Raw genomic sequence first — 18962 nt, forward strand, 5'->3', positions numbered from 1 at the left:
CCGCCGGTGGCCCCGACCGCACCCAGCGCCGGGGCTTTCATTCCGGCGGGCACTCCTGTCGACGCGCCCCCGCCAGCCGCTCCCGCACCGCCGACCACCGGGGGAGCCACCCCGGTAGCTCCAGTAATGACGGGCGGATCTTGGTCGGGATCGGCAGCGCCGGTAGCTGGCGGCCCCAGTGTCCCGGCTGGACCATTGCCCGCTTATGGCTCCGACCTGCGCCCATCAGTCGCGGCCCCCACTGCAACGCCGACAACCCCGACGGGACCCGTCTCGGGCGCGCCGGTCGCACCGTCCCCGGCCTCATCCCCGTCCGCGGGCGGACCGGTGGTTTCACCGGTGGAACGCTCCGCTTCGGGAGCCGCCGCCGGGCAGGCGGGCGCGAGCTCGTCGGGCATGGTCGGCGCGTCAGCAATGTCCGCGGCAACCGGCGCGACCGCCGGCGCGGTATCCAGCCGAGCGGCCGAGCAGCAGCGGCTGCAGCGGATCGTCGATGCGGTGGCCCGCCAGGAGCCGCGACTTTCGTGGGCGGCCGGACTGCGTGACGACGGCACCACCAGCCTGTTGGTGACCGACCTCGCCGGCGGGTGGATCCCGCCTCACGTCCGGCTGCCCGCCCACGTCACCCTGCTCGAGCCGGCCGCGCGCCGCCGCGATGCGACCGTGGTGGACTTGTTGGGGGCCGTCGTTGTCGCCGCCGCTCACGAGCACAACACCTACGTGGCTGAATCGGACCCGGAGGCTCCCACGCTGAGCGGTGATCGACTGGCCCGATCAGCCGCCCCGCGGGTAGACGAACTCGGACCGGCCCTGGTGGAAGCCGTGCGTCGTCGTGATGGCCTGCCGCGAATTGCGCAGGCTATTGCCGCGCCGGCCGTACGGAAGACCGGCGTACTTGAAAAGGAAACCGAACTCCTGCGCAACTGCTTGGTCGAGATTCAGAATTCGGTGCTTACGGCGTACCCGGATTATGCCGCGGCCGCCGTCGGGGATTGGATGCTGCTTGCGGCAATTGAGGCTCTGATCGACGGGCACGAATACCTCGCGAATTACCACATGGCGTGGTTCGAGGTAATCAGCCATCAGGCTGGCGCATAGGGCGTGAGGGGCATGCGGCCCGCGACGTGAATACCGATCCGAGCGCAATGTGCCAAAATGGTGCGATAGCCAATCAGGTGCGGCAGTTGGCACCAGGCGGTTCTAAACGGGGCGGAGGTGAGAGGCATGACCGGGGGCGATGGCACCGTCAAAAATGCTCCAGCCGTAGTGGGAGGGTTAGTCGGCATGCCTGAAGCGCCAACGCCGATGCCGTTTCCCCTGTCATCCGGTGGAACCAGCCCGACCGACGGGTGGCGGGGAATCGTTGAAACCGCCGGCAACGCCGGGGTGCCGAAAGACGCAGCTGACGCCGCGGCCGCGGACGCGGACCGCCGAGCCCACGCCGCCGACGCGGCGGCGAAATTCCCTGCGAACGAAGCTGAATCACAGCAGCAGATGCAGAACATCGGTCAGCAAGCCCCGCAGATGATGCAGCAGATGCTGCAAAGCATCACGGGTGCGCTCGGCGGCGCGGTCGGCGGCATCATGCAGCCGCTCACGCAGCTACCGCAGCAAGCGATGCAGGCCGGCCAGAGCGCCATCCAGCCGCTGATGAGCGCGGTTCAAGGTGCCCACGGAGCCGGGCTCGCGAGCGACGCTCATCTTGTCGACAGCGTCGGCCCAGGCGCGGGAGCCGGAGCCGGCGGCGGCTTGGGCGGCGGCGGCGGGGGCCTCGGCGGCGGCGGTGGCACCACCCCGGCCAGCTCGCTGGGTCCGCCACCCGTGCCGACATCGTCCCCGCCGACGACTCCCGCCGGGGCGGCCAAGGCCGCCATGGCCCCGCCGGTTAGCGGCGCGCCGACCGTGGGGGGCCAGACCGGTATGGGCGGTATGGGAATGATGCCGCCTGGCGCGATGGGCGCCCACGGTGAGGGCAGCAAAGAGAAGCCGCCGGAGAAGCGCATCTCGGCGCCGGGCGTCCCCAACGGCCAGCCCGTCAAGGGCCGCCTCACGATGCCGCCGAGCCCGCCCGGGCCCAAACCCGGCGAGGACAAACCCACGGTCGTGACCAACCGGCCGAACCGACGGATCGTGATCATGCCGACCGAGGACGAGGCAAAGGAATAAGGGCACCGCAAGCCATCCCCGCTCCAGCTCAAGGTGAGTGGTCCGGCCATACGCACGGCAGTAGGGTCACTCGATATTGACAGCGGATCTGCTTATTCGTGCATGCTATTGAGTACGGATTTTTCGCGGCCAGAGGGTGTGGGAAAAAGGGGATCAGGGTGGGGCAGTCGTTGACTGATCCGCTGATGCAGGCGGTGACGGCATTGTCTCGCGGGCATGCGCTGTTCGACGCCCACACCATCGCCGCCCCCAGCGTCAGCACCCCCGAACAGCCCGAGGTCATAACCGCTGGCCTGCCCAGCGCGGCGGCCACACGCTCGAGGCGCTCGCTGGACGAAGCCCGCCGCTCCGCGGACACCGACCGTGAGCTGGCACAGATCCTCGCGACCGCGCGGGACGACCACACGCAGGCAAGGACGGCGACCCGGGCGGTCTTGGAAGACGCGAAGGCCGACGCCACGCCGGCCGACACCCCGATGGCGCGTCGCGAGGCGATGGCCCGGATGGCGGCGAGGCTGCGCACCCAGCACCGGCACATCCTGAACTCGCGCCGGCGCGCACGGCTCCTGGCGCATCGAATAAGGCGGTTGCGCTACCGGCAAAGGCGGGCGGCGATGCGAGGCGACCAGGGCAGCGGGCGGGCGGCGGTCCTGGCGGCGATTCGCAAAGCCCTGGATATCAAGGGCATTCACGACCCGGCCGCGCGTGCCCGCTGGGAGCGCGGCATGGATCTGGTGGCACGCCGCGAATCCAACTACAACGCCAACGCCGTCAACGACTGGGACTCCAACGCGGCGCGCGGCACCCCGAGCAAAGGCGCCTGGCAATTCATCGGGCCCACCTTCGCGGCCTACCACCAGCCGGGCACGTCACGCGACATCCACAATCTGGTGGCGCAGGCGTGCGCGTTCATCAACTACGCGATGGGCCGCTATCACGTCGCCGCGGACGCGTCGAATTTGGCCGATCGGATTCAGCAGGCCGATCCGCGCCGATCACCTAAGGGGTATTGACCATGCCGCTGAGTTTGTCGAACCGCGACCAGAATTCGGGTCACCTGTTCTACAACCGACGGCTGCGCGCGGCGACCACCCGGTTCTCGGTGCGGATGAAGCATGACGACCGCAAGCAGACCGCCGCGCTGGTGTTGTCGATCTTGTTGGTGGCGATCGGCGCCGGTTGGATGATGCTGCTGAACGTCCTGAAACCGACTGGCGCAGTGGGTGAATCGGCAATCATCGGCGACCGCGACTCCGGTGCGCTCTACGCTCGCATCGACGGCCGGCTTTATCCCGCCCTGAACCTGACGTCCGCCCGCCTGGCCACCGGAACGGCGAACCCACCGACATGGGTGAAGCGCAGCGAGATCGCGAAGTATCCGACCGGGCCGCTCATCGGTATCCCGGGCGCGCCGGCGGCGATGCCGGTGAATCGTGGCGCGATTTCGGCCTGGGCCGTGTGCGATACGGCCGGGCGCCCGCGCAGCGGGGAGAAGCCGGTCGTCACGTCAATCGCGGGCACGCTCGACGGCGGCGGCCGCGCGACCCCGCTGGCCGACGATGCGGGAGTCCTCGTGACGTTCGAGGGCAATACGTATGTGATCTGGGGCGGCAAACGCTCGCAGGTCGATCCGGCCAGTAGGGCAATCACCCTCAGCCTGGGCCTGGACCCCGGAGTGACGTCGCCGGTAGAGATTTCGCGCGCACTCTACGACGGACTCCCCGCAACCGAGCCGCTGCGCGTCCCGGACGTGCCGCAGGCAGGCGCGCCGTCGACATGGGTCTCGGGCTCGCAGGTGGGCGCGGTGTTACAGGCCCAAACCGCCGGTGGTGGCAAGCAGTTCTACGTGCTCCTGCCCGACGGGGTGCAAAAGATCACGAGCTTCGTCGCCGATCTGCTCCGCAGCGCGAACTCGTACGGGTCGACGGCACCCCGCGTGGTGACCCCCGACGTGTTGGTGAACATCCCCCAGGTGAACTCGCTGGCCGTGGACTACTACCCGACGAAGCGGCTGAATTTCGTTGACACGGCGGCGAATCCGACCACCTGCGTCGGCTGGGAGAAGGGCTCCACGGATCCGCAGGCCCGCGTCGTCATCTATAACGGGCGGGGCCTTCCGGTGTACTCGTACCTGGACGATCGGATCGTGCATCTGGTGCGCGACGACCGCGACCCTGCATCGGTGGTCGCCAACCAGGTGCTGGTGCTGCCGGGCGCGGCCAACTTCGTCACCTCGACCAGCGGGGTCATCACGTCGGATTCCCGCGAGTCGTTGTTCTGGGTGTCGGACAACGGCGTGCGGTTCGGCATCGCCGCCAACGACGACACGATGCGCGCGCTCGGGCTCGATCCGGCCTCGGCGGTGCAGGCGCCGTGGCCGTTGCTGCGCACTTTCGCTGCGGGCCCGGCGTTGTCGCGGGAAGCGGCGCTCGTGGCGCGTGACACGGTGCCGGCGCTGGGCAAGGCGGCCGTGGTGACGACATCAGCGAAGGCGGGAGGCTAGGGGATGTCCAAGAAAGCGTTTCCCATCAACCGGGAAAAGATCGAGCCGCCGAAACCCGTTCGGGTAGCACCGAATGCGCCGATCGCCTTGCCGGAGCGCGAGCCACGCAACATCTGGGTGATGATCGGGGTGCCGGCGCTGATCGTGGCGCTCATCGGCACCATTGTCATGCTCTATGTGTCGGGCGTCCGCAGTCTCTCCACCGGGTTCTTCCCTCTAATGGGTATCGGCGCGTTCAGCATGCTGGCGTTTTCCGGCCGCTTCGGACGCGCGCGCAAGATCACCTGGGGCGAAATGGAAAAGGGCCGCCGCCGCTACTTGCGCGACCTCGACACGAACCGCGACGAGATCCAGACCGCGGTGTGCGCGCAGCGGGAATGGCAGAACGCGTTGCACTCCGATCCGCGCGGGCTCGGGGCCATCATCGGCGGGCCGCGGATGTGGGAACGCGGCCGCGGCGACGTGGATTTCCTGGAGGTGCGGTTGGGCACCGGGGTGCAGCACGCGCCCGACTCGGTGTTGTCGGTGACGTGGCCCGACATCGCCTCCGATGAGGAGCTCGAACCCGTCACCGGACAGGCACTGCGCGATTTCATCTTGGAGCAGCGCAAGATTCGCGACATCGCCAAGGTGGTCAACCTGAGGTCGGCGCCGGGCTTCAGCTTTGTCGGCGACGACCTGGACCGGCTGCGCTCGCTGATGCGTTCGGTGTTGTGCTCGCTGGCGGTGTTCCACAACCCGCGCGACCTGAAATTGATGGTGGTCACCCGCAGTCCCGAGGTGTGGTCGTGGATGGTGTGGCTTCCGCACAATCTGCACGACGAGCTGTTCGATGCGTGCGGCTGGCGGCGCCTGGTGTTCACCACGCCCGAGGAGCTGGAGGAGACCCTCGGCGCCGAACTCCATATGAAGGGAAAGCGTGGCGCCTGGACGCCCCCCGCGGCGGCCAGCCCGAGCGCGATGGGATCGGCGCTTGAAACCGGCGGCGACACGGTGGATCTGGGACCACACCTGGTGATCGTCGACGACAACACCGGTAGCCCCGACGCGTGGGAGAGCGTGGTCGGGCAGGTCGGCAAGGCCGGAATCACCCTGCTGCGCATCGCATCCCGAGTCGGCACCGGCGTGGGCTTCGCGCAGGACCAGGTCTTCGAGATGGGCGAGCGGCACGCCGCACCCGTCAACGGCGAAGTCAAATTCGGCCGGAACGGCTACGACGCGGACGGCGAAGACGGCCGCCCGGCACCCCTGCTTCGGGTGCGCGACAAGTTCTTCGCCCACGCCGACCAGTTGTCGATCCACCGCGCCTACCGGTATGCGCGGGCGATGGCGCGCTGGTCGCCGACCACGCGTAGCGAGATCGCCGATTCGACCGGCGGTGCCACCGAGTTGCTGCGGGCGCTGGGCATCGTCGATCCCCGCCAATTGGACGTCGACCGGTTGTGGGCCGAGCGGCGTGGCCGCGGTGACGAGAGGTGGTGTGAGATCCCCGTCGGTGCGAAACCCACCGGCGAGCTGCAGAACATCATCATCCGCGCGAAAGACTTCGGCGGCTTCGGATTTCACTCGGTCGTCATCGGCACCAGCGGGTCGGGAAAGTCGGAGTTCTTCCTGTCGTTGGTCTACGGCATCGCGCTGACGCACTCGCCGGAGACGTTCAACGTCATCTTCGTCGACATGAAGTTCGAGTCGGCGGCCCAGGACATCCTGGGCCTCCCGCATGTGGTGGCCGCCCTGTCGAACCTCGGCAAGGACGAGCGGCACCTGGCCGAACGGATGCGCCGGGTCATCGACGGCGAGATCAAGCAACGCTACGAACTGTTCACCTCGGTGGGCGCCCGCGACGCCAACGACTACGAAGAGATCCGGCTGGCCGGACGGGACTTGCCGCCGGTGCCGGTCCTGCTCGTCATCGTCGACGAATACCTGGAACTCTTTGCCAATCACGAGAAGTGGATCAACCTGATCATCCACATCGGCCAGGAAGGCCGTGGCGCCAACGTCTTCTTCATGTTGGGCGGGCAGCGGCTGGACCTGTCGTCGCTGCAGAAGGTCAAGTCCAACATCGCGTTCCGGATCGCGTTGCGCGCTGAGTCCGGCGACGACAGCCGCGAGGTGATCGGATCGGACGCCGCCTACCACCTGCCGTCGAAAGAGAACGGCTTCGCCCTGCTGAAGGTGGGGCCGCGAGATCTCGAACCGTTCCGCTGCTTTTATCTGTCGGCTCCCTTCGTAGTGCCCAAGGGCAAGGAGGTCGCGACCACCGTCGACATGACCCTGACGAAGCCGCGGCTGTACAACTGGCAGTTCCAACCGCTCGAGGAATCCGACGCCGCGGCCCTGGAAGCGGCTGCCGCCGCAGACACCGAACCCGACGAATTCCTCTACCACGATGACGGATTCAAGCGGAAGAAGATCGTCGACGTCCTGCGCGAGTCGATGCACGACGTCCCGCACCGGTCGCCGCGCCGGCCGTGGCTGGAGCCGCTGGAGGACCCCGAGCCCGTCGACATTCTGGTGTCGGCCTACCGCGGCAAGCCGTGGCATGTCGACTACGGCCAGAACGCGGGCCTGATGTTCCCCGTGGGCGTCATGGACATCCCCGAGGAGTCCAAGCAGATCGTGCACGCCGTCGATGCGCTGCGCAGCAATGTCATCGTGGTGGGCGCCAAGCAACGCGGCAAGACGACCACCCTGATGACGTTGATGTGCTCTGCCGCAACGATGTACAACCCGGCGCGCGTGACGTTCTTCTGCATCGGCGGTGCGACCCTGGCCCAGGTGGCGTCACTGCCGCACGTCACCGACATCGTGTCGCCGAAGGACGCCGAGGGCATCGAGCGGATCTTGAGCAGCATGGACGCGTTGATCGACGCGCGCGAGGACTCGTTCCGGCGGCTGAAGATCGACCTCGACGGCTTCCGCGAGCGCCGGTTCGCGCCGGGCAGTGACGGGCTGGGCGGTACCGACCCCAACGATCCCTTCGGCGATGTGTTCGTGGTGGTGGACGACTACGACGACGTGTATTCGAAGGACACTGTCCTGGGTGATCGCATCATCTCGTTGAGCAGCCGCGGTCCCGAGTACGGGGTGCACGTGATGTGCAGCGCCGGCGGCTGGATCCACGGGCAGCGGCAGAGTCTGTTGCAAAACGCCACGGCGCGAATCCAATTGCGCCTGGCCGACCCGAGCGAAAGCCAGATGGGGCACTCGTCGCTCGAGTCGCGCGACGCCGCCCGGCGGACGCTGAACCGTCCGGGCTTCGGTCTGACCGACAGCCTGCACGAGCTGCGAGTCGGGATCCCGGCGCTTGCCGATCCAGCCACCGGCGCGCTGGTGAGCATCGTGGATGTCGGCGCGCGGATCGCCGATGTCGCGGGTGTGACCAAACATGCTACCTTGCAACGGCTTCCGCAGCGCGTGGAGTTGCGGGCGATCCTGGAGTACGACGCCGCGCACCGCAGCGGTGACGACTTGTCGATCGCGTTCGCCATCGGTGAGCGCCACGAACTCCGCCCGGTCCCGCTCAAGCTCCAGGAGAGCCCAGGCTTGATGATTCTGGGCCGCCAGGGCTGCGGCAAGACGCTGTCCCTCGTGTCCATCGGTGAGGCGATCATGAACCGATTCGGCCCCGAGGAAGCGCAGCTGACGCTCATCGACCCCAAAACGGCCCCGCACGGTCTGCGGGATCTGAGCGGGCCCGGCTATGTGCGCGCGTACGCCTATGACCAAGACGAGATCGACGAGGTGATCACCCAACTCGCACAACAGATCCTGCTGCCGCGGCTGCCCCCGAAGGGCTTGAGCCAGGAGGAGCTGCGAGCGCTCAAGCCGTGGGAGGGCGCCCGGCATTTCGTGCTCATCGACGATGTCCAGGACCTGCGCCCGGACCAGAGCTACCCGCCCAAACCCCCGGTGGGGGCGGCGTTGTGGAAGCTGATGGAACGGGCCCGCCAGATCGGGCTGCATGTGTTCACCACCCGCAACAGCGCGAATTTTGCCACGCTGCAGATGGATCCGTGGATGCGGTTCCAGAACTCGGCGAAGGTCGCGCAGCTCTACATGGACAACGACCCGCAAAACCGGATCAACCGCTTGGTCCGCGCCCAGGCGCTCCCGCCCGGACGAGGCCTGCTGGTGAGCGCCGACGGCGACGTCGAAGGCGTGCTGGTCGGGCTTCCGTCGACGGTCATCCAACAGCCGTAGCCACCGGAACCGGCGCCGGCTCAAGCCTTTCCACGGCGCCGGGCCGACGGGGGAGCGTGCGTGGCCACCAGAACCAGCGGCCCAGCAGCGCCACGATGGACGGCACGATGAAAGCCCGCACGACCAGGGTGTCGAGCAACAGCCCGACGGCGATCGTCGTGCCGATCTGAGCGATGCTGAGTACGCTGCTGCTCAGCAACGCCAGCATGGTGAGTCCGAAGACGATGCCGGCAACGGTGACCACACCGCCGGTGCCTCCGAAGGCGCGAACGATGCCGGTCTTCAGGCCCGCTGCCGCTTCCTGTTTGATGCGCAACGCCAGCAACAGGTTGTAGTCCGCGCCGACGGCGATCAGGGCGATGAACGCGATCGGGGCGACGGCCCAGTGCAGATCCTGGTGCAGCAGGTGTTGCCAAATCAGCACGCTAGCACCGATAGCCGACGCGTACGAGGTGACGACGGTCCCTACCACGACCAGGCCCGCGACGGGGCTGCGCAGCATCGCCGTGACGATCAGAAAGATGAGCACCAACGCGGCGCCCACGAGCAGCTTGGTGTCACCGGCGACGAAGCGCTGCAGATCGGCGGTCACCGGGCCGACGCCGGCAAGGTCGACCTCCACCGGCGTCAGGGTGCCTTCCTTGGTGGCCTCCTTGATGGCGGCGCGCACCTGGTCCGCGCGCTTGGCTCCGTCGCCGCCCCACTCCGAGCCGTCCCCGTAGACCAGCAGGTAAGCGGCGCGGCCATTCTCGGAGATCAGGTGACTCAACGCGGTGGTGTACCGCGGATCGGTCAACGCCCGCTGCGGCATATAGAAGTCCGCCGCGCCACTGCCCTGAAATTGCGTCGCTATCTCGTTCAGGTAGTCGGTCAGCTGACGCATCTGGGGTCCGAGCGTGTCGGTGAGGCCCAGTAGGTCATGGGTAGCCGAGCGGGCTTGCCCCAAGGCGTCTTTCATCGAGCTGACGCTCTGCGGCAGACTCGCCATCGCGGTGGCGGCCGTGTTCGAGCCGCTGGTCAGTTTCGCGGCGCCGTCGTCGAGGCGCGACGACGTCTGGACCAGGCTGTCGACCGGCGCGAGCACTCGGTCCACCGTGGAGCAGATCGGATTGGCGGCGCAGTCGGCCGTCCGCCCGACGAAGTCCCGCAGCGGGTCGAGGTAACCCGACACGGTCGTGACGTTGCGTTGCAACCCGTCCATGCCGGCCCGCATGTCGTCGGCGGCACCGGACACCTCCGCCAATCCCGCACCGCCACCGCGCAATCCGTTGCCTAGGCCATCCACCGCAACCTGGGTCTGCGCCAGCGCGCTGTCCAGCTCGGAGACCCGCTTGAGGCGCTGGGTCAGCGCACCCATGGAGTCGCCGAACTGGCGGCCGAGCACGCCGGCCTGATAGCTCAACGTCGCCTGTTCGGGCACCCTGCCGTCGGGGCGGCTGGCGGACTGCACCGCGCGCACCCCCGGTACGGCCATGATGTGTCGGGTGATTCGCTCGATGGCGATCACGCCGGCCGGGTTACGCAGGTCGTGGTCGGCCTGGATCGCGACGACGTCGGGCAACAGGGAGTTGGCCGCGAAATGCCGGTCTGCGCTCAGATAGCCGCGGTTGGAGTCGGTGGCAGACGGCGTGGCGGCGGGTTCGTTGAAGCCGACCCGCATGCCGGTCAGCGGTAACGCGATCAGCAGGGTCATCCCGCCGGCGGCGACCAGGATCGGTCCGGGCCAGCGCGCCACCGCCGTCCCCACGCGGCGCCAGCGCCGCGCCGTCGTCGACGGACGCGGTTCGAGATACCCCCGGCGGATGGCCAGGCTCATGAGCGCGGGCGTCAAGGTAAGCGCCGCGACCATGGTGGCCAGAATGCCCATGGCACAAGGCAACCCGGCGCTCCGGAACGAGCCCACCTGGGCGAACACCAGGCAGGCCAGTGCCACCGACACGGTCAATGCCGACCCGATCACCACGGGCGCGATGGAGCGGTAGGCCTCGGTCAACGCCCGGGCCGGCGCGACGCCGCGGCGGCGGCCTTCGTGGTAGCGGCCGACCAGGAAGATCGCGTAGTCGGTGCCCGCACCCAGGGTCATGGCCGCCATCAGCGCCACCGAAAACAGCGACACCTCGACCACATTGGACTGCCCGAGCGCGGCGACGACGGCGCGGGCCAGCGCCAAGGCGAGCCCGACCGAGACCAGCGGAATCGCGGCCGCGATCGGCGATCGGTACACCGCGAGTAGCAACAGCAAAATGAGACCGATGGTCGCGGCGGTTATTCCGAGCATCTGTCGATCGATCGCGGAGAACTCGTCGACGATCGTGGCGCCCGGCCCGGTGACATGGACTTCCAGGCCGGCCGGCGGTGAGAGCTTCTGGACGGTGGCGCGGACAGCGTTCACCGAATCGCGCGCCTGGGCGGTGCCGAGCATCCCGGCCAGCCGCACCATGACGCTGACGGCCCGCCCGTCCGAACTCTGCGCACCGGCGGCCGTGGCGGGCTGCGACCATAGGTCGGTCACCGCGTACACGTGACGGTGATCGGAGCCCAGCGTCGTGGTCACCGCGTCGTAGAACTGACGGTCATCTGGCGTCAGCTTCTGATTGCGTTCCAGCACAACGTAAACGAAGTTGTTGCTGGGTGTCTGATCGAACAGCTGGGCGGCCCGCGAGGCGGCGACCGCGCTCGGTGCGTCCGTCGGCATGAATGACCTGGCGTGCGAGTCGACGACTCGCTCCAGTTGCGGGAACGCCAGGTTGGCGGCGCCGGCCGCCAGGACCCACAGGCCGACGACGAGAACGGCGTAGCGGCCGGTGAGCCGGCTCAGTAATCCCCGTCCGTCATGCAACGGTCTGCCGATCGCCCGTCGGTCCGCCGAAGAGGCCCACGGCGACGTGCTCGCCGCGGCACTGGGAGCGCATTCGCAGCGATCGCCGGGAGCCGATCCTGACCAAGGCGTGCAGGCCGGGCTCGGCGATCTCGAGATCAGCCCGCACCTGTTCGGCCGACAAGCCCTCGTGCGCCGCCTGATCCAGCTTGGCCACCAGCATGGTGATCCAGCGCTGTCCCAACGAAAGCAGTAGCCCCTCCTCGTCGCCGAACAGCCGAGGCACCTCGGATGAGTTGGCGACCAACGCAAGTGCCGCCTCGGGATCGGTGTCGGCGGCTTTGATCACTTCGGCCATGAAGGCCATCCGGTCGTGCAGCAGTGTCCATGTCATGACTGAAACGCTAGGAAATCGGCCGCCCGCCGCGCGTCGTGCCGGGGTGCAGTCTTTACCTCCTACCACGGGCGGAGGCACGTCCCGCCCACGGCATGATGTGAGCAGGTGGCGAGCTCTTTTAGGATTGGACGATGTTGCGTGCCGCAGCGACTTACTTGCGCGAACAGCTTCGCCGCCGAGGCGAGTTGATTCCCGTAGGTCTGACCTGGGCGTCGTTCATCGCCGTCGATGTGAGCCATGTCGGTGGCGCGGTGATCGCGGTCCTGCAGCGTCCCACCGCGGACCTGCCCGTCGGACTGGCCGCGTTCGCGGTGTCCATCGCACCGACACTGGTGTTCTTCTTTCTGAACACAAAGCTCAGCCCGGGGCTGATGTGGGCGACATGGATGACAGCCACCGCCATGATGCTGTTCGGTACGTCGACACCGATTCATGCCGATTTCGCCCCGGCTCTGCTGGTGCTGTTGGTGTTGTCTATCGCCACATTGAGCTCTATCGCGGTCGGCTTGTTGTCCGCCGCGTCGGCGGCCGCGTTGTTGCTCGCCGCCTCTGGACTGCACCGCCTGGACACGGTGGGGCTGTACCTCGCTTTCGTCGGGGCGGGTTGGCTCCTCGGTTACGTGATGCGCACTCAACGGCTACTGCTGGCCGAACAGATCGAGGCGCAGAAGATGCTGGCCGAGCACGCCGCCGCCGACGAGCGGCGGCGCATCGCCCGCGAAGTGCACGACGTCATCGCCCACTCGCTCAGCATCACCTTGCTGCACGTGACGGGCGCCCGCCGCGGACTGCAGCAGGACCGCGACGTCGACGACGCGGTCGAGGCGCTCGAACAGGCCGAACGCCTGGGCCGGCAGGCGATGGCCGACATCCGGCGCACCGTCGGGCTGCTGGACAGCTCGCCGACGAAATCGGCGCAGACCACTCCCGAACCCGGCATCGACGACGTCGGCGTCCTCGTCGCGGATTTTCAGCGCGCCGGCCTGGACGTCGTGCTGCGCATCGACGGTGCCACCGAACGCGTCTCGGCGGCGGTCGGCCTCGCGCTGTACCGCATCACCCAGGAATCCCTGACCAACATCGCCAAGCACGCCCCGGATTCAAAATCCACAGTGGCGCTGACTGTCTCGGTAACGTCGGCGAGTCTCACAGTCGACAACCGGTTGCCCGTGGCGATCGCCGCCCCGCATTCCGCCGAGGGGCGCGGGTTGCGCGGCATGCGCCAGCGTGTCGAGCTGCTGGGCGGGGCCATCGACGCCGGCCCGACCCACGACGGATGGTCGGTGCGCGCCGACATACCGCTGCACGAAGGCGACACCGGCTGGCGCCCGTGGTGGTGCAAGGCGTGATCCCACATGCCCCGGAGACCCCCGAGATCACCGTCCTGCTCGTCGACGATCAGGAACTGGTGCGGTCGGGGCTGCGCCGGATCCTGCGGCGCAAGGACGGTTTCATCATCGTCGCGGAATGCTCCGACGGTGACGAGGTGCCTGCGGCGGTGGCCGAGCACCGGCCCGACGTGGTGGTGATGGATCTGCGCATGCGCCGGGTCGACGGCATCGAGGCGACTCGCAGGCTCGGGGGAGCGCCGCCGGTGCTGGCGCTGACCACCTTCAACGAAGACGAGCTGCTGTCCGAGGCGCTGCGCTCGGGGGCGGCCGGCTTTGTGCTCAAGGACTCGTCCGCCGAGGAGTTGATCCGCGCCGTGCGCGCGGTCGCCAGGGGCGACAGCTACCTGGATCCCGCGGTCACCGCTCGCGTGCTCACCACGTACCGCAAAGCCGCGCCGGGGCCGCGTGGCATCGGGATCGGGGAGCTGACCACTCGCGAGCTCGACGTACTGACCTTGATAGGCCGGGGCCTTTCCAACGCCGAGATCGCCGACCAACTCTGCATCTCCGGCGTCACGGTCAAAAGCCATATCGGCCGGATCTTCGGAAAACTCGACCTGCGCGACCGCGCCGCGGCGATCGTCTACGCGTACGACAACGGCATCGTCGTCCCGCGCTGAGGGGCCTAGAGAGCCGCGCCCTGATCGGCGAGGTTCAGCAGGCCGTAGGCCATGCACATCAGGAAGTTCAACACCACCAGGACCAAGCCGGCGAACATCAGCGAGCGGGTGCCCTGCCGCTTCAGCCGCTTGTACCGCGCGGCGCGTGTTTCCCGCTCGAACCGCAGGGCGATCAGCGCGAAATGGATGTCCATCGCTTCGTGAGCCGCAAGGGGCGCACCCGCCAGCATCTCCCGCACGCGGTCAGGCGCGGCTCGGACGCCGACCCGCTCGAAGTTCTGGCACATGCGCCGCGCGCGTCTTCGCGCGAGTGGTTGATATCGCATCTGTAGCTGATGCGCGAGTTGCCCTCGGTCGTCCCCCCACGGGTTTGACGGGGTCATCACGAAACGGATTCTAAATCGCATCGGACCGATTACGGCGTGTCTACACGAATTTATGTTGGCGACGGTTGATTCGGCGGGCCGTCGATCATTCGCTCAGATTGGGGTAGGTCCAGATAACGCTCCAGGTTGCGATGCATGTTGATCACGCGCCGTTCCTCGCTGGACAGCACGAGATGGGTGAAACCCGGCTGATGCATGCCGCGCTGCAGGCCCGCGAGCACCCGGATGTCCTGGGTGAGCACTACGCCGGGCTCGGCCTCACCGGCGGTCACCCGGACATCGGTCGGCTTGGCGCGTGCGGCGCCCGGCGGCATCCGCGTCATCAGGAACATGACCAGCTCGCCCCGGTCGGGATCCGGGCCGGGGCGCGAGCACATGACCGTCAGGTGATCGGCGTTGGCCAGCAGCGTCATGTTGGGGAAGACGTTGTACTGATGCAGGCGGGTGATCCGGTCCGTGTCGGCCCAGTCGAGGTCCACGCCGCGCGTCGCGGCGAACGCCCGGGTGTGTGCGGCGATCAGGTCCCGCGCCGTCTCACCCGGTTGGTGTTCGGGGAACGGTGTGCCTTCGGCGGCTCCCATGAGTGCGCCCTGCGTGTAAACGTAAGCGTCCCAAACCTCTTCGTCGCTCAGCGCGCCCTCGAAGCGTGGGCTCTGCACCCCGTAGGGCTGGTCGGATTTTCCCGTGTGACCCCAGATCTGTTGCGGTGCATGGATGTCGTCGACGCAGCGCAGCAATTCCGGGTGCAGCGTCTGTATGTGGTAGGTCTCGCTGTAGCCGTCGGCGATCGTCTTCCAGTTCGCGTCGACCTCCACGGTCAGCGTGGCATAGCAGCGGAAGTCGCTCAACCGGCACCACGCGATGTCCTCGGGCACTGCCTCCAGGTACTCGAGCAGCGGCATCGCGTCGAGGTCGAAATTGACGAAGACGAGTCCCTCCCAAATGTCCACCCGCACCGGCACCAGCGGGAAGTCAGACATCTTCAGCGACCCGAAGCCCTTGCGGTTGGGCACCCGCTTGAGCGTGCCGGCCAGGTCCCAGGTCCAGCCGTGATAGCCGCACTTGAGCTCTCGCAGCCCCGAGCCCGAACCCACGCACACGGAGTTGCCGCGGTGGCGGCAGGCGTTCTGGAAGGCGCGCAGCACCCCGTCGTCACCGCGCACGATCAGCACACCGTATGGGCCGCAGCGGTATTCGAAATAATCGCCCGGTTCGGCGACGTGGTCGACCATGCATGCCAGCTGCCAGACCTCCGGCCACATCCGCTCGACCTCGAGGGCGGCGAACGCGGGGGAGTAATACCGCTGTGCCGGTACCAGGGTCGGGCTTTCCGGCGGGGTGCCGATCGCGTCCTCGTCGCGGGTGCGGGTCGGGTTGCCGGCGGGCGCGTTCATGCGGGGAGCCTTAACGCGCTCCGCGTACCAAGCGTCCGGGACGGGCCCCGGTGTCGACATCGTCGCGCCGGGTGACGGTCCCGCTGACGATGGTGGCCGCGTATCCGCTGGCTCCCTGCAGGATCCGGTTTCCGCCGGCGGGCAGATCGAAGGCCATCGCGGCGGGATGCAGCGTCAGGGCGTCCATGTCGATGACGTTGATGTCGGCCTTCTTGCCCGGCTCGATGGTGCCACGATCGGTGAGGCCGAAGAGGTGGGCGGTGTCGCGGGCCTGCTTGCGGATCACGTACTCCAGCGACAGCTTCTCGCCGCGGCGCCGGTCCCGCGCCCAGTGCGTGAGCAGGAACGTGGGATACGAAGCGTCGCAGATCATCCCGCAGTGGGCGCCGCCGTCGGAGAGCCCGAGCACGCCGGCCGGGTGCAGCAGCATCTCCCGGATCGCGTCGCAGTTGCCGTCGGCGTAGTTGAACAAGGGGAGCATCAACATGGCGGTCGCGTCCGACTCGAGCATGAGGTCGTAGAGGGTGGACAGCGGATCCTCGCCGCGGGCCTTCGCAATGGCCGCGACGGTGCGGTCCGGGGTGGGCTCGTAGTCCGGCGGGTTACCGAGTGAGTAAAGGCGATGCAGGGAGTGCTGCACCAAAGCGAACATCCCGTCGAACAACATGGTCGGGTCGGCGGGCAGGTCTTCCTCGGACAGGATCGCGGCCTTCACCGCGGGATCGGCGAGGCGCCGCGCGAGTTCCTCGCGGCCGCATTCGGCCTGCAGTCGGCGGTACGTGGGCCGGTGGCTGAAGCCGTGGTGGCCCTGGAATCCGATCATCATGCCGAACGGGCGCGCCGCGACTTGCGGGTACAACCTGCTGCCCGCGGTGTGCGCTTCGGCGGAGAGGTCGAGCATCTCGCGCCACAGGTTCGGGTCGGCGTCCACCTGGATGAGGGCGAACGACACCGACCGGTCGATCTCGCCGCTCAACCGCCGCATCCAGTCCAGTTCCTTCTTGGGAGCGACGATGTCCTCGCCCGCCGATCCCTGCGGGGCCAGCTCGAACACCGCCTGGCCGCCGGCGGCCATGGCCCGCCCGAGGCCGAACAGTTCATCCTCGGCGGCGTAGGTGCCAGGGACCGGTTCGCCGTCCATCGCACGGTGCCCCATCGTGCGGGAGGTGGAAAATCCGAGCGCGCCGGCCTCGATCGCTTCCCTAACCAGCCGGCCCATGGCCTCGATGTCCTCGGGGGTGGCCGGCTCGTTGCGCGCACCCCGCTCGCCCATCGCGTAGGCGCGCACGGCGCCATGGGCGACCTGGCTGCCGACGTCGACCGCGAACTTGTGCTTGCCGATCGCGTCCAGATACTCGGGATAGGTTTCCCATCCCCAGGTGATGCCCTCGGTGAGCGCGGTGCCGGGGATGTCCTCGACGCCTTCCATCAGCTCGATGAGCCACTTCTCGGTGCCGGGCCGCACCGGCGCGAAGCCGACGCCGCAGTTTCCGGTCACGATCGTGGTGACGCCATGGCCGCTCGACGGCTCGAGCAAGCTGTCCCAACTCACCTGTCCGTCGTAGTGGGTGTGGATGTCGACGAAGCCCGGGGCCACCACCCGGCCGGTGGCATCGATGGTTTCGGCGGCCTCACCGCCCATCTCAGGGGAATCGGCCCCGCGGCGGACGACGTCGACGATCTTGCCGTCCTTGATCCCGACGTCGGCGCGATAGCGTTCCGCGCCGGTGCCGTCGACGACGGTGCCACCAACGATTTTCAGGTCGAACATGAGACTCTCCTTGCCGCCATGGGCTGAAGGCGCAAAAGACCCGCAGCATTACGCTACGGGAAGTAGCGTAACTCTTGCGGCGGCCATCGCAATAGGTTCGGCGAAAGTTGCTTGCCTCAAAGCGAACTCTTCAGCGCCGCGACCGTTTCCAGATCGTCGAGCGCCTCGACACCGCGCCGCAGCCCTTCTATGGCGATGTCCTCGACCTGCATGCCGCCCATGCCCGCGGTGATCAGCGGCGCCACGTACGCGTACAGCGCAGCCTGGCGGAAGCGCAGCCAGAGTTCGTCGCGGTCCAGTTCGGGCCCACCGGCCGCGGCGAGCGAGCGCCGGTAGTCGTCGAGCAGTTCGCGCTGCGTCGTCCGGCGGTCTTCGGGCATCAGGCTGGTGATCAGCGTGTAGGCCAGTTCCCGCGACGGGTGCCCGCGCCGCACCGCCTGCCAGTCCAGCAGGCCGGCCTTGCCGCCGTGGAAGTACATGTTGCCCGGGTGCGCGTCGCCGTGCATGACGGTGTGTGGGGGAGTGTCGATGAGGGCGGCGACGGCCCGGTAGTTGTCGGCGATGAAGCGGCCGCTTTCGACGGGGATCTCGGTGCGCTCGGCGAGGCGCTTGATCGAGGCGTGCATGAGCGTGCCCGTCAGCAGGGAAGTGACGTCGCCGGACGCCGTGTAGAGCCAGCCCAGCGGGCCGCGCCCGTCGCGGGGGAGTCGGTTCCAGAAGGTGGCGTGCAGGTCGGCGAGCAGCTCGACGATCAGGCTGGCCTGCTCGGGCGAAAGCGGGTGCAGGGTGTCGGGGAACTCGCACGACTCGGCGGGAAGGTCCTCCAGCACCAGCAGGTAGCGCCCCGTCCACGGGTCGAACGCCGCGCCGTACGCGTACGGGGCGCCGACGATCTGCGGTGCGAGCTGGCGGTAGAACCGCACCTCGGTGGGCCCGAGCCGGCCCAACTCGCCCATCAACCGGGTGGCCGCCGTCTTCGCCGCGAGCTTGACGAACACCGAGTCGGGGACATTCTTTCCGGTCAGCACCAGCCGGGCCCGCGACGACGTCCCCGCGTCGGCGCTCAGGACGCGGACCGTTCGGACGGCGGTGCCCATCACCTTGGAGAGCACGGCCGCGTCGATGTCCTGCACCCGCCGGGGCAACCCCAATCGGCCGCCGACCACCGCGTCGGTGGCTACCCGGCCCACGCCGCGGCCCAGGTGAGCGGCCAAGCCGGCGGCCGAAATCGCCCGCGTCACAGGGTTATTCATACTTTTCGTTTCTTGGTGCGGACGTGTCACCCGCACCGCGAGCCGTTCGGACGTCGC

Annotated in this window: 13 protein-coding genes; 7 read left to right on the forward strand and 6 right to left on the reverse strand. The window is 68.1% G+C overall.

All coding sequences use genetic code 11. The features are described from left to right. Positions 1-339 precede the first annotated feature (339 nt). The 5 genes from A5756_RS26700 to eccCa all read left to right on the forward strand — a co-directional run bounded on the left by A5756_RS26700 (position 340) and on the right by eccCa (position 8875). A complete protein-coding gene (locus tag A5756_RS26700; protein ID WP_369828603.1) occupies positions 340-1098 on the forward strand; it encodes a DUF5631 domain-containing protein in 759 nt (252 codons plus the stop codon). Positions 1099-1359: 261 nt separating this feature from the next. Continuing rightward, positions 1360-2166 (forward strand): hypothetical protein, encoded by an 807-nt coding sequence (locus tag A5756_RS09460; RefSeq protein WP_066951381.1) that lies wholly within the window; start codon positions 1360-1362, stop codon positions 2164-2166. A 185-nt stretch (positions 2167-2351) separates the two neighbouring features. After that, complete coding sequence (locus A5756_RS09465; RefSeq protein WP_066951160.1) at positions 2352-3179, forward strand: transglycosylase; 828 nt, start codon at positions 2352-2354, stop codon at positions 3177-3179. Positions 3180-3181: 2 nt separating this feature from the next. Next, complete coding sequence (eccB, locus tag A5756_RS09470) at positions 3182-4669, forward strand: type VII secretion protein EccB (protein WP_066951165.1); 1488 nt, start codon at positions 3182-3184, stop codon at positions 4667-4669. A 3-nt stretch (positions 4670-4672) separates the two neighbouring features. Then, positions 4673-8875: a type VII secretion protein EccCa gene (gene eccCa, locus A5756_RS09475; protein WP_066951169.1), complete on the forward strand. Its 4203-nt coding sequence runs from the start codon at positions 4673-4675 to the stop codon at positions 8873-8875. Here the strand turns inward: eccCa and A5756_RS09480 are convergent. Continuing rightward, positions 8859-11714 (reverse strand): RND family transporter, encoded by a 2856-nt coding sequence (locus tag A5756_RS09480; RefSeq protein ID WP_066951173.1) that lies wholly within the window; start codon positions 11712-11714, stop codon positions 8859-8861. The genes eccCa and A5756_RS09480 overlap by 17 nt on opposite strands. Next, positions 11707-12087, reverse strand: coding sequence for a hypothetical protein (locus tag A5756_RS09485; RefSeq protein WP_066951178.1), 381 nt, complete (start codon positions 12085-12087; stop codon positions 11707-11709). The genes A5756_RS09480 and A5756_RS09485 overlap by 8 nt, the downstream gene beginning before the upstream one ends. A gap of 134 nt (positions 12088-12221) precedes the next feature. Here A5756_RS09485 and A5756_RS09490 point away from each other — a divergent pair, with 134 nt between their 5' ends. Together A5756_RS09490 and A5756_RS09495 are read left to right on the forward strand one after the other, a co-directional pair. Continuing rightward, positions 12222-13439 carry a sensor histidine kinase gene (locus tag A5756_RS09490; RefSeq protein WP_066951183.1) on the forward strand — a complete coding sequence of 406 codons (1218 nt, stop codon included), beginning with the start codon at positions 12222-12224 and terminating at the stop codon, positions 13437-13439. Beyond that, positions 13421-14101: a response regulator transcription factor gene (locus A5756_RS09495; RefSeq protein ID WP_197505755.1), complete on the forward strand. Its 681-nt coding sequence runs from the start codon at positions 13421-13423 to the stop codon at positions 14099-14101. The genes A5756_RS09490 and A5756_RS09495 overlap by 19 nt, the downstream gene beginning before the upstream one ends. Before the next feature lie 5 nt (positions 14102-14106). Here A5756_RS09495 and A5756_RS09500 read toward each other — a convergent pair whose 3' ends face one another. The 4 genes from A5756_RS09500 to A5756_RS09515 form a co-directional block, all read right to left on the reverse strand. Further along, positions 14107-14388 carry a hypothetical protein gene (locus A5756_RS09500; RefSeq protein ID WP_156659372.1) on the reverse strand — a complete coding sequence of 94 codons (282 nt, stop codon included), beginning with the start codon at positions 14386-14388 and terminating at the stop codon, positions 14107-14109. A gap of 149 nt (positions 14389-14537) precedes the next feature. Then, positions 14538-15881, reverse strand: a complete 1344-nt coding sequence (locus A5756_RS09505; RefSeq protein WP_066951188.1) for an SRPBCC family protein — start codon at positions 15879-15881, stop codon at positions 14538-14540. Between the two features lie 10 nt (positions 15882-15891). Next, a complete protein-coding gene (locus A5756_RS09510) occupies positions 15892-17652 on the reverse strand; it encodes an amidohydrolase family protein (RefSeq protein ID WP_066951191.1) in 1761 nt (586 codons plus the stop codon). Between the two features lie 116 nt (positions 17653-17768). Further along, complete coding sequence (locus A5756_RS09515) at positions 17769-18905, reverse strand: phosphotransferase (protein ID WP_066951196.1); 1137 nt, start codon at positions 18903-18905, stop codon at positions 17769-17771. Positions 18906-18962 lie beyond the last annotated feature (57 nt).

Source organism: Mycobacterium sp. 852002-53434_SCH5985345, from assembly GCF_001667155.1.
Classification (GTDB): Bacteria; Actinomycetota; Actinomycetes; order Mycobacteriales; family Mycobacteriaceae; genus Mycobacterium.

Coding starts and splice junctions, on each gene's coding strand:
- A5756_RS09490 (WP_066951183.1), top strand. CDS start 12,222: ATGTTGCGTGCCGCAGCGACTTACTTGCGCGAACAGCTTCGCCGCCGA.
- A5756_RS09505 (WP_066951188.1), bottom strand. CDS start 15,881: ATGAACGCGCCCGCCGGCAACCCGACCCGCACCCGCGACGAGGACGCG.
- A5756_RS09485 (WP_066951178.1), bottom strand. CDS start 12,087: ATGACATGGACACTGCTGCACGACCGGATGGCCTTCATGGCCGAAGTG.
- A5756_RS09510 (WP_066951191.1), bottom strand. CDS start 17,652: ATGTTCGACCTGAAAATCGTTGGTGGCACCGTCGTCGACGGCACCGGC.
- A5756_RS09515 (WP_066951196.1), bottom strand. CDS start 18,905: ATGAATAACCCTGTGACGCGGGCGATTTCGGCCGCCGGCTTGGCCGCT.
- A5756_RS09500 (WP_156659372.1), bottom strand. CDS start 14,388: ATGTGCCAGAACTTCGAGCGGGTCGGCGTCCGAGCCGCGCCTGACCGC.
- A5756_RS09465 (WP_066951160.1), top strand. CDS start 2,352: ATGCAGGCGGTGACGGCATTGTCTCGCGGGCATGCGCTGTTCGACGCC.
- eccCa (WP_066951169.1), top strand. CDS start 4,673: ATGTCCAAGAAAGCGTTTCCCATCAACCGGGAAAAGATCGAGCCGCCG.
- eccB (WP_066951165.1), top strand. CDS start 3,182: ATGCCGCTGAGTTTGTCGAACCGCGACCAGAATTCGGGTCACCTGTTC.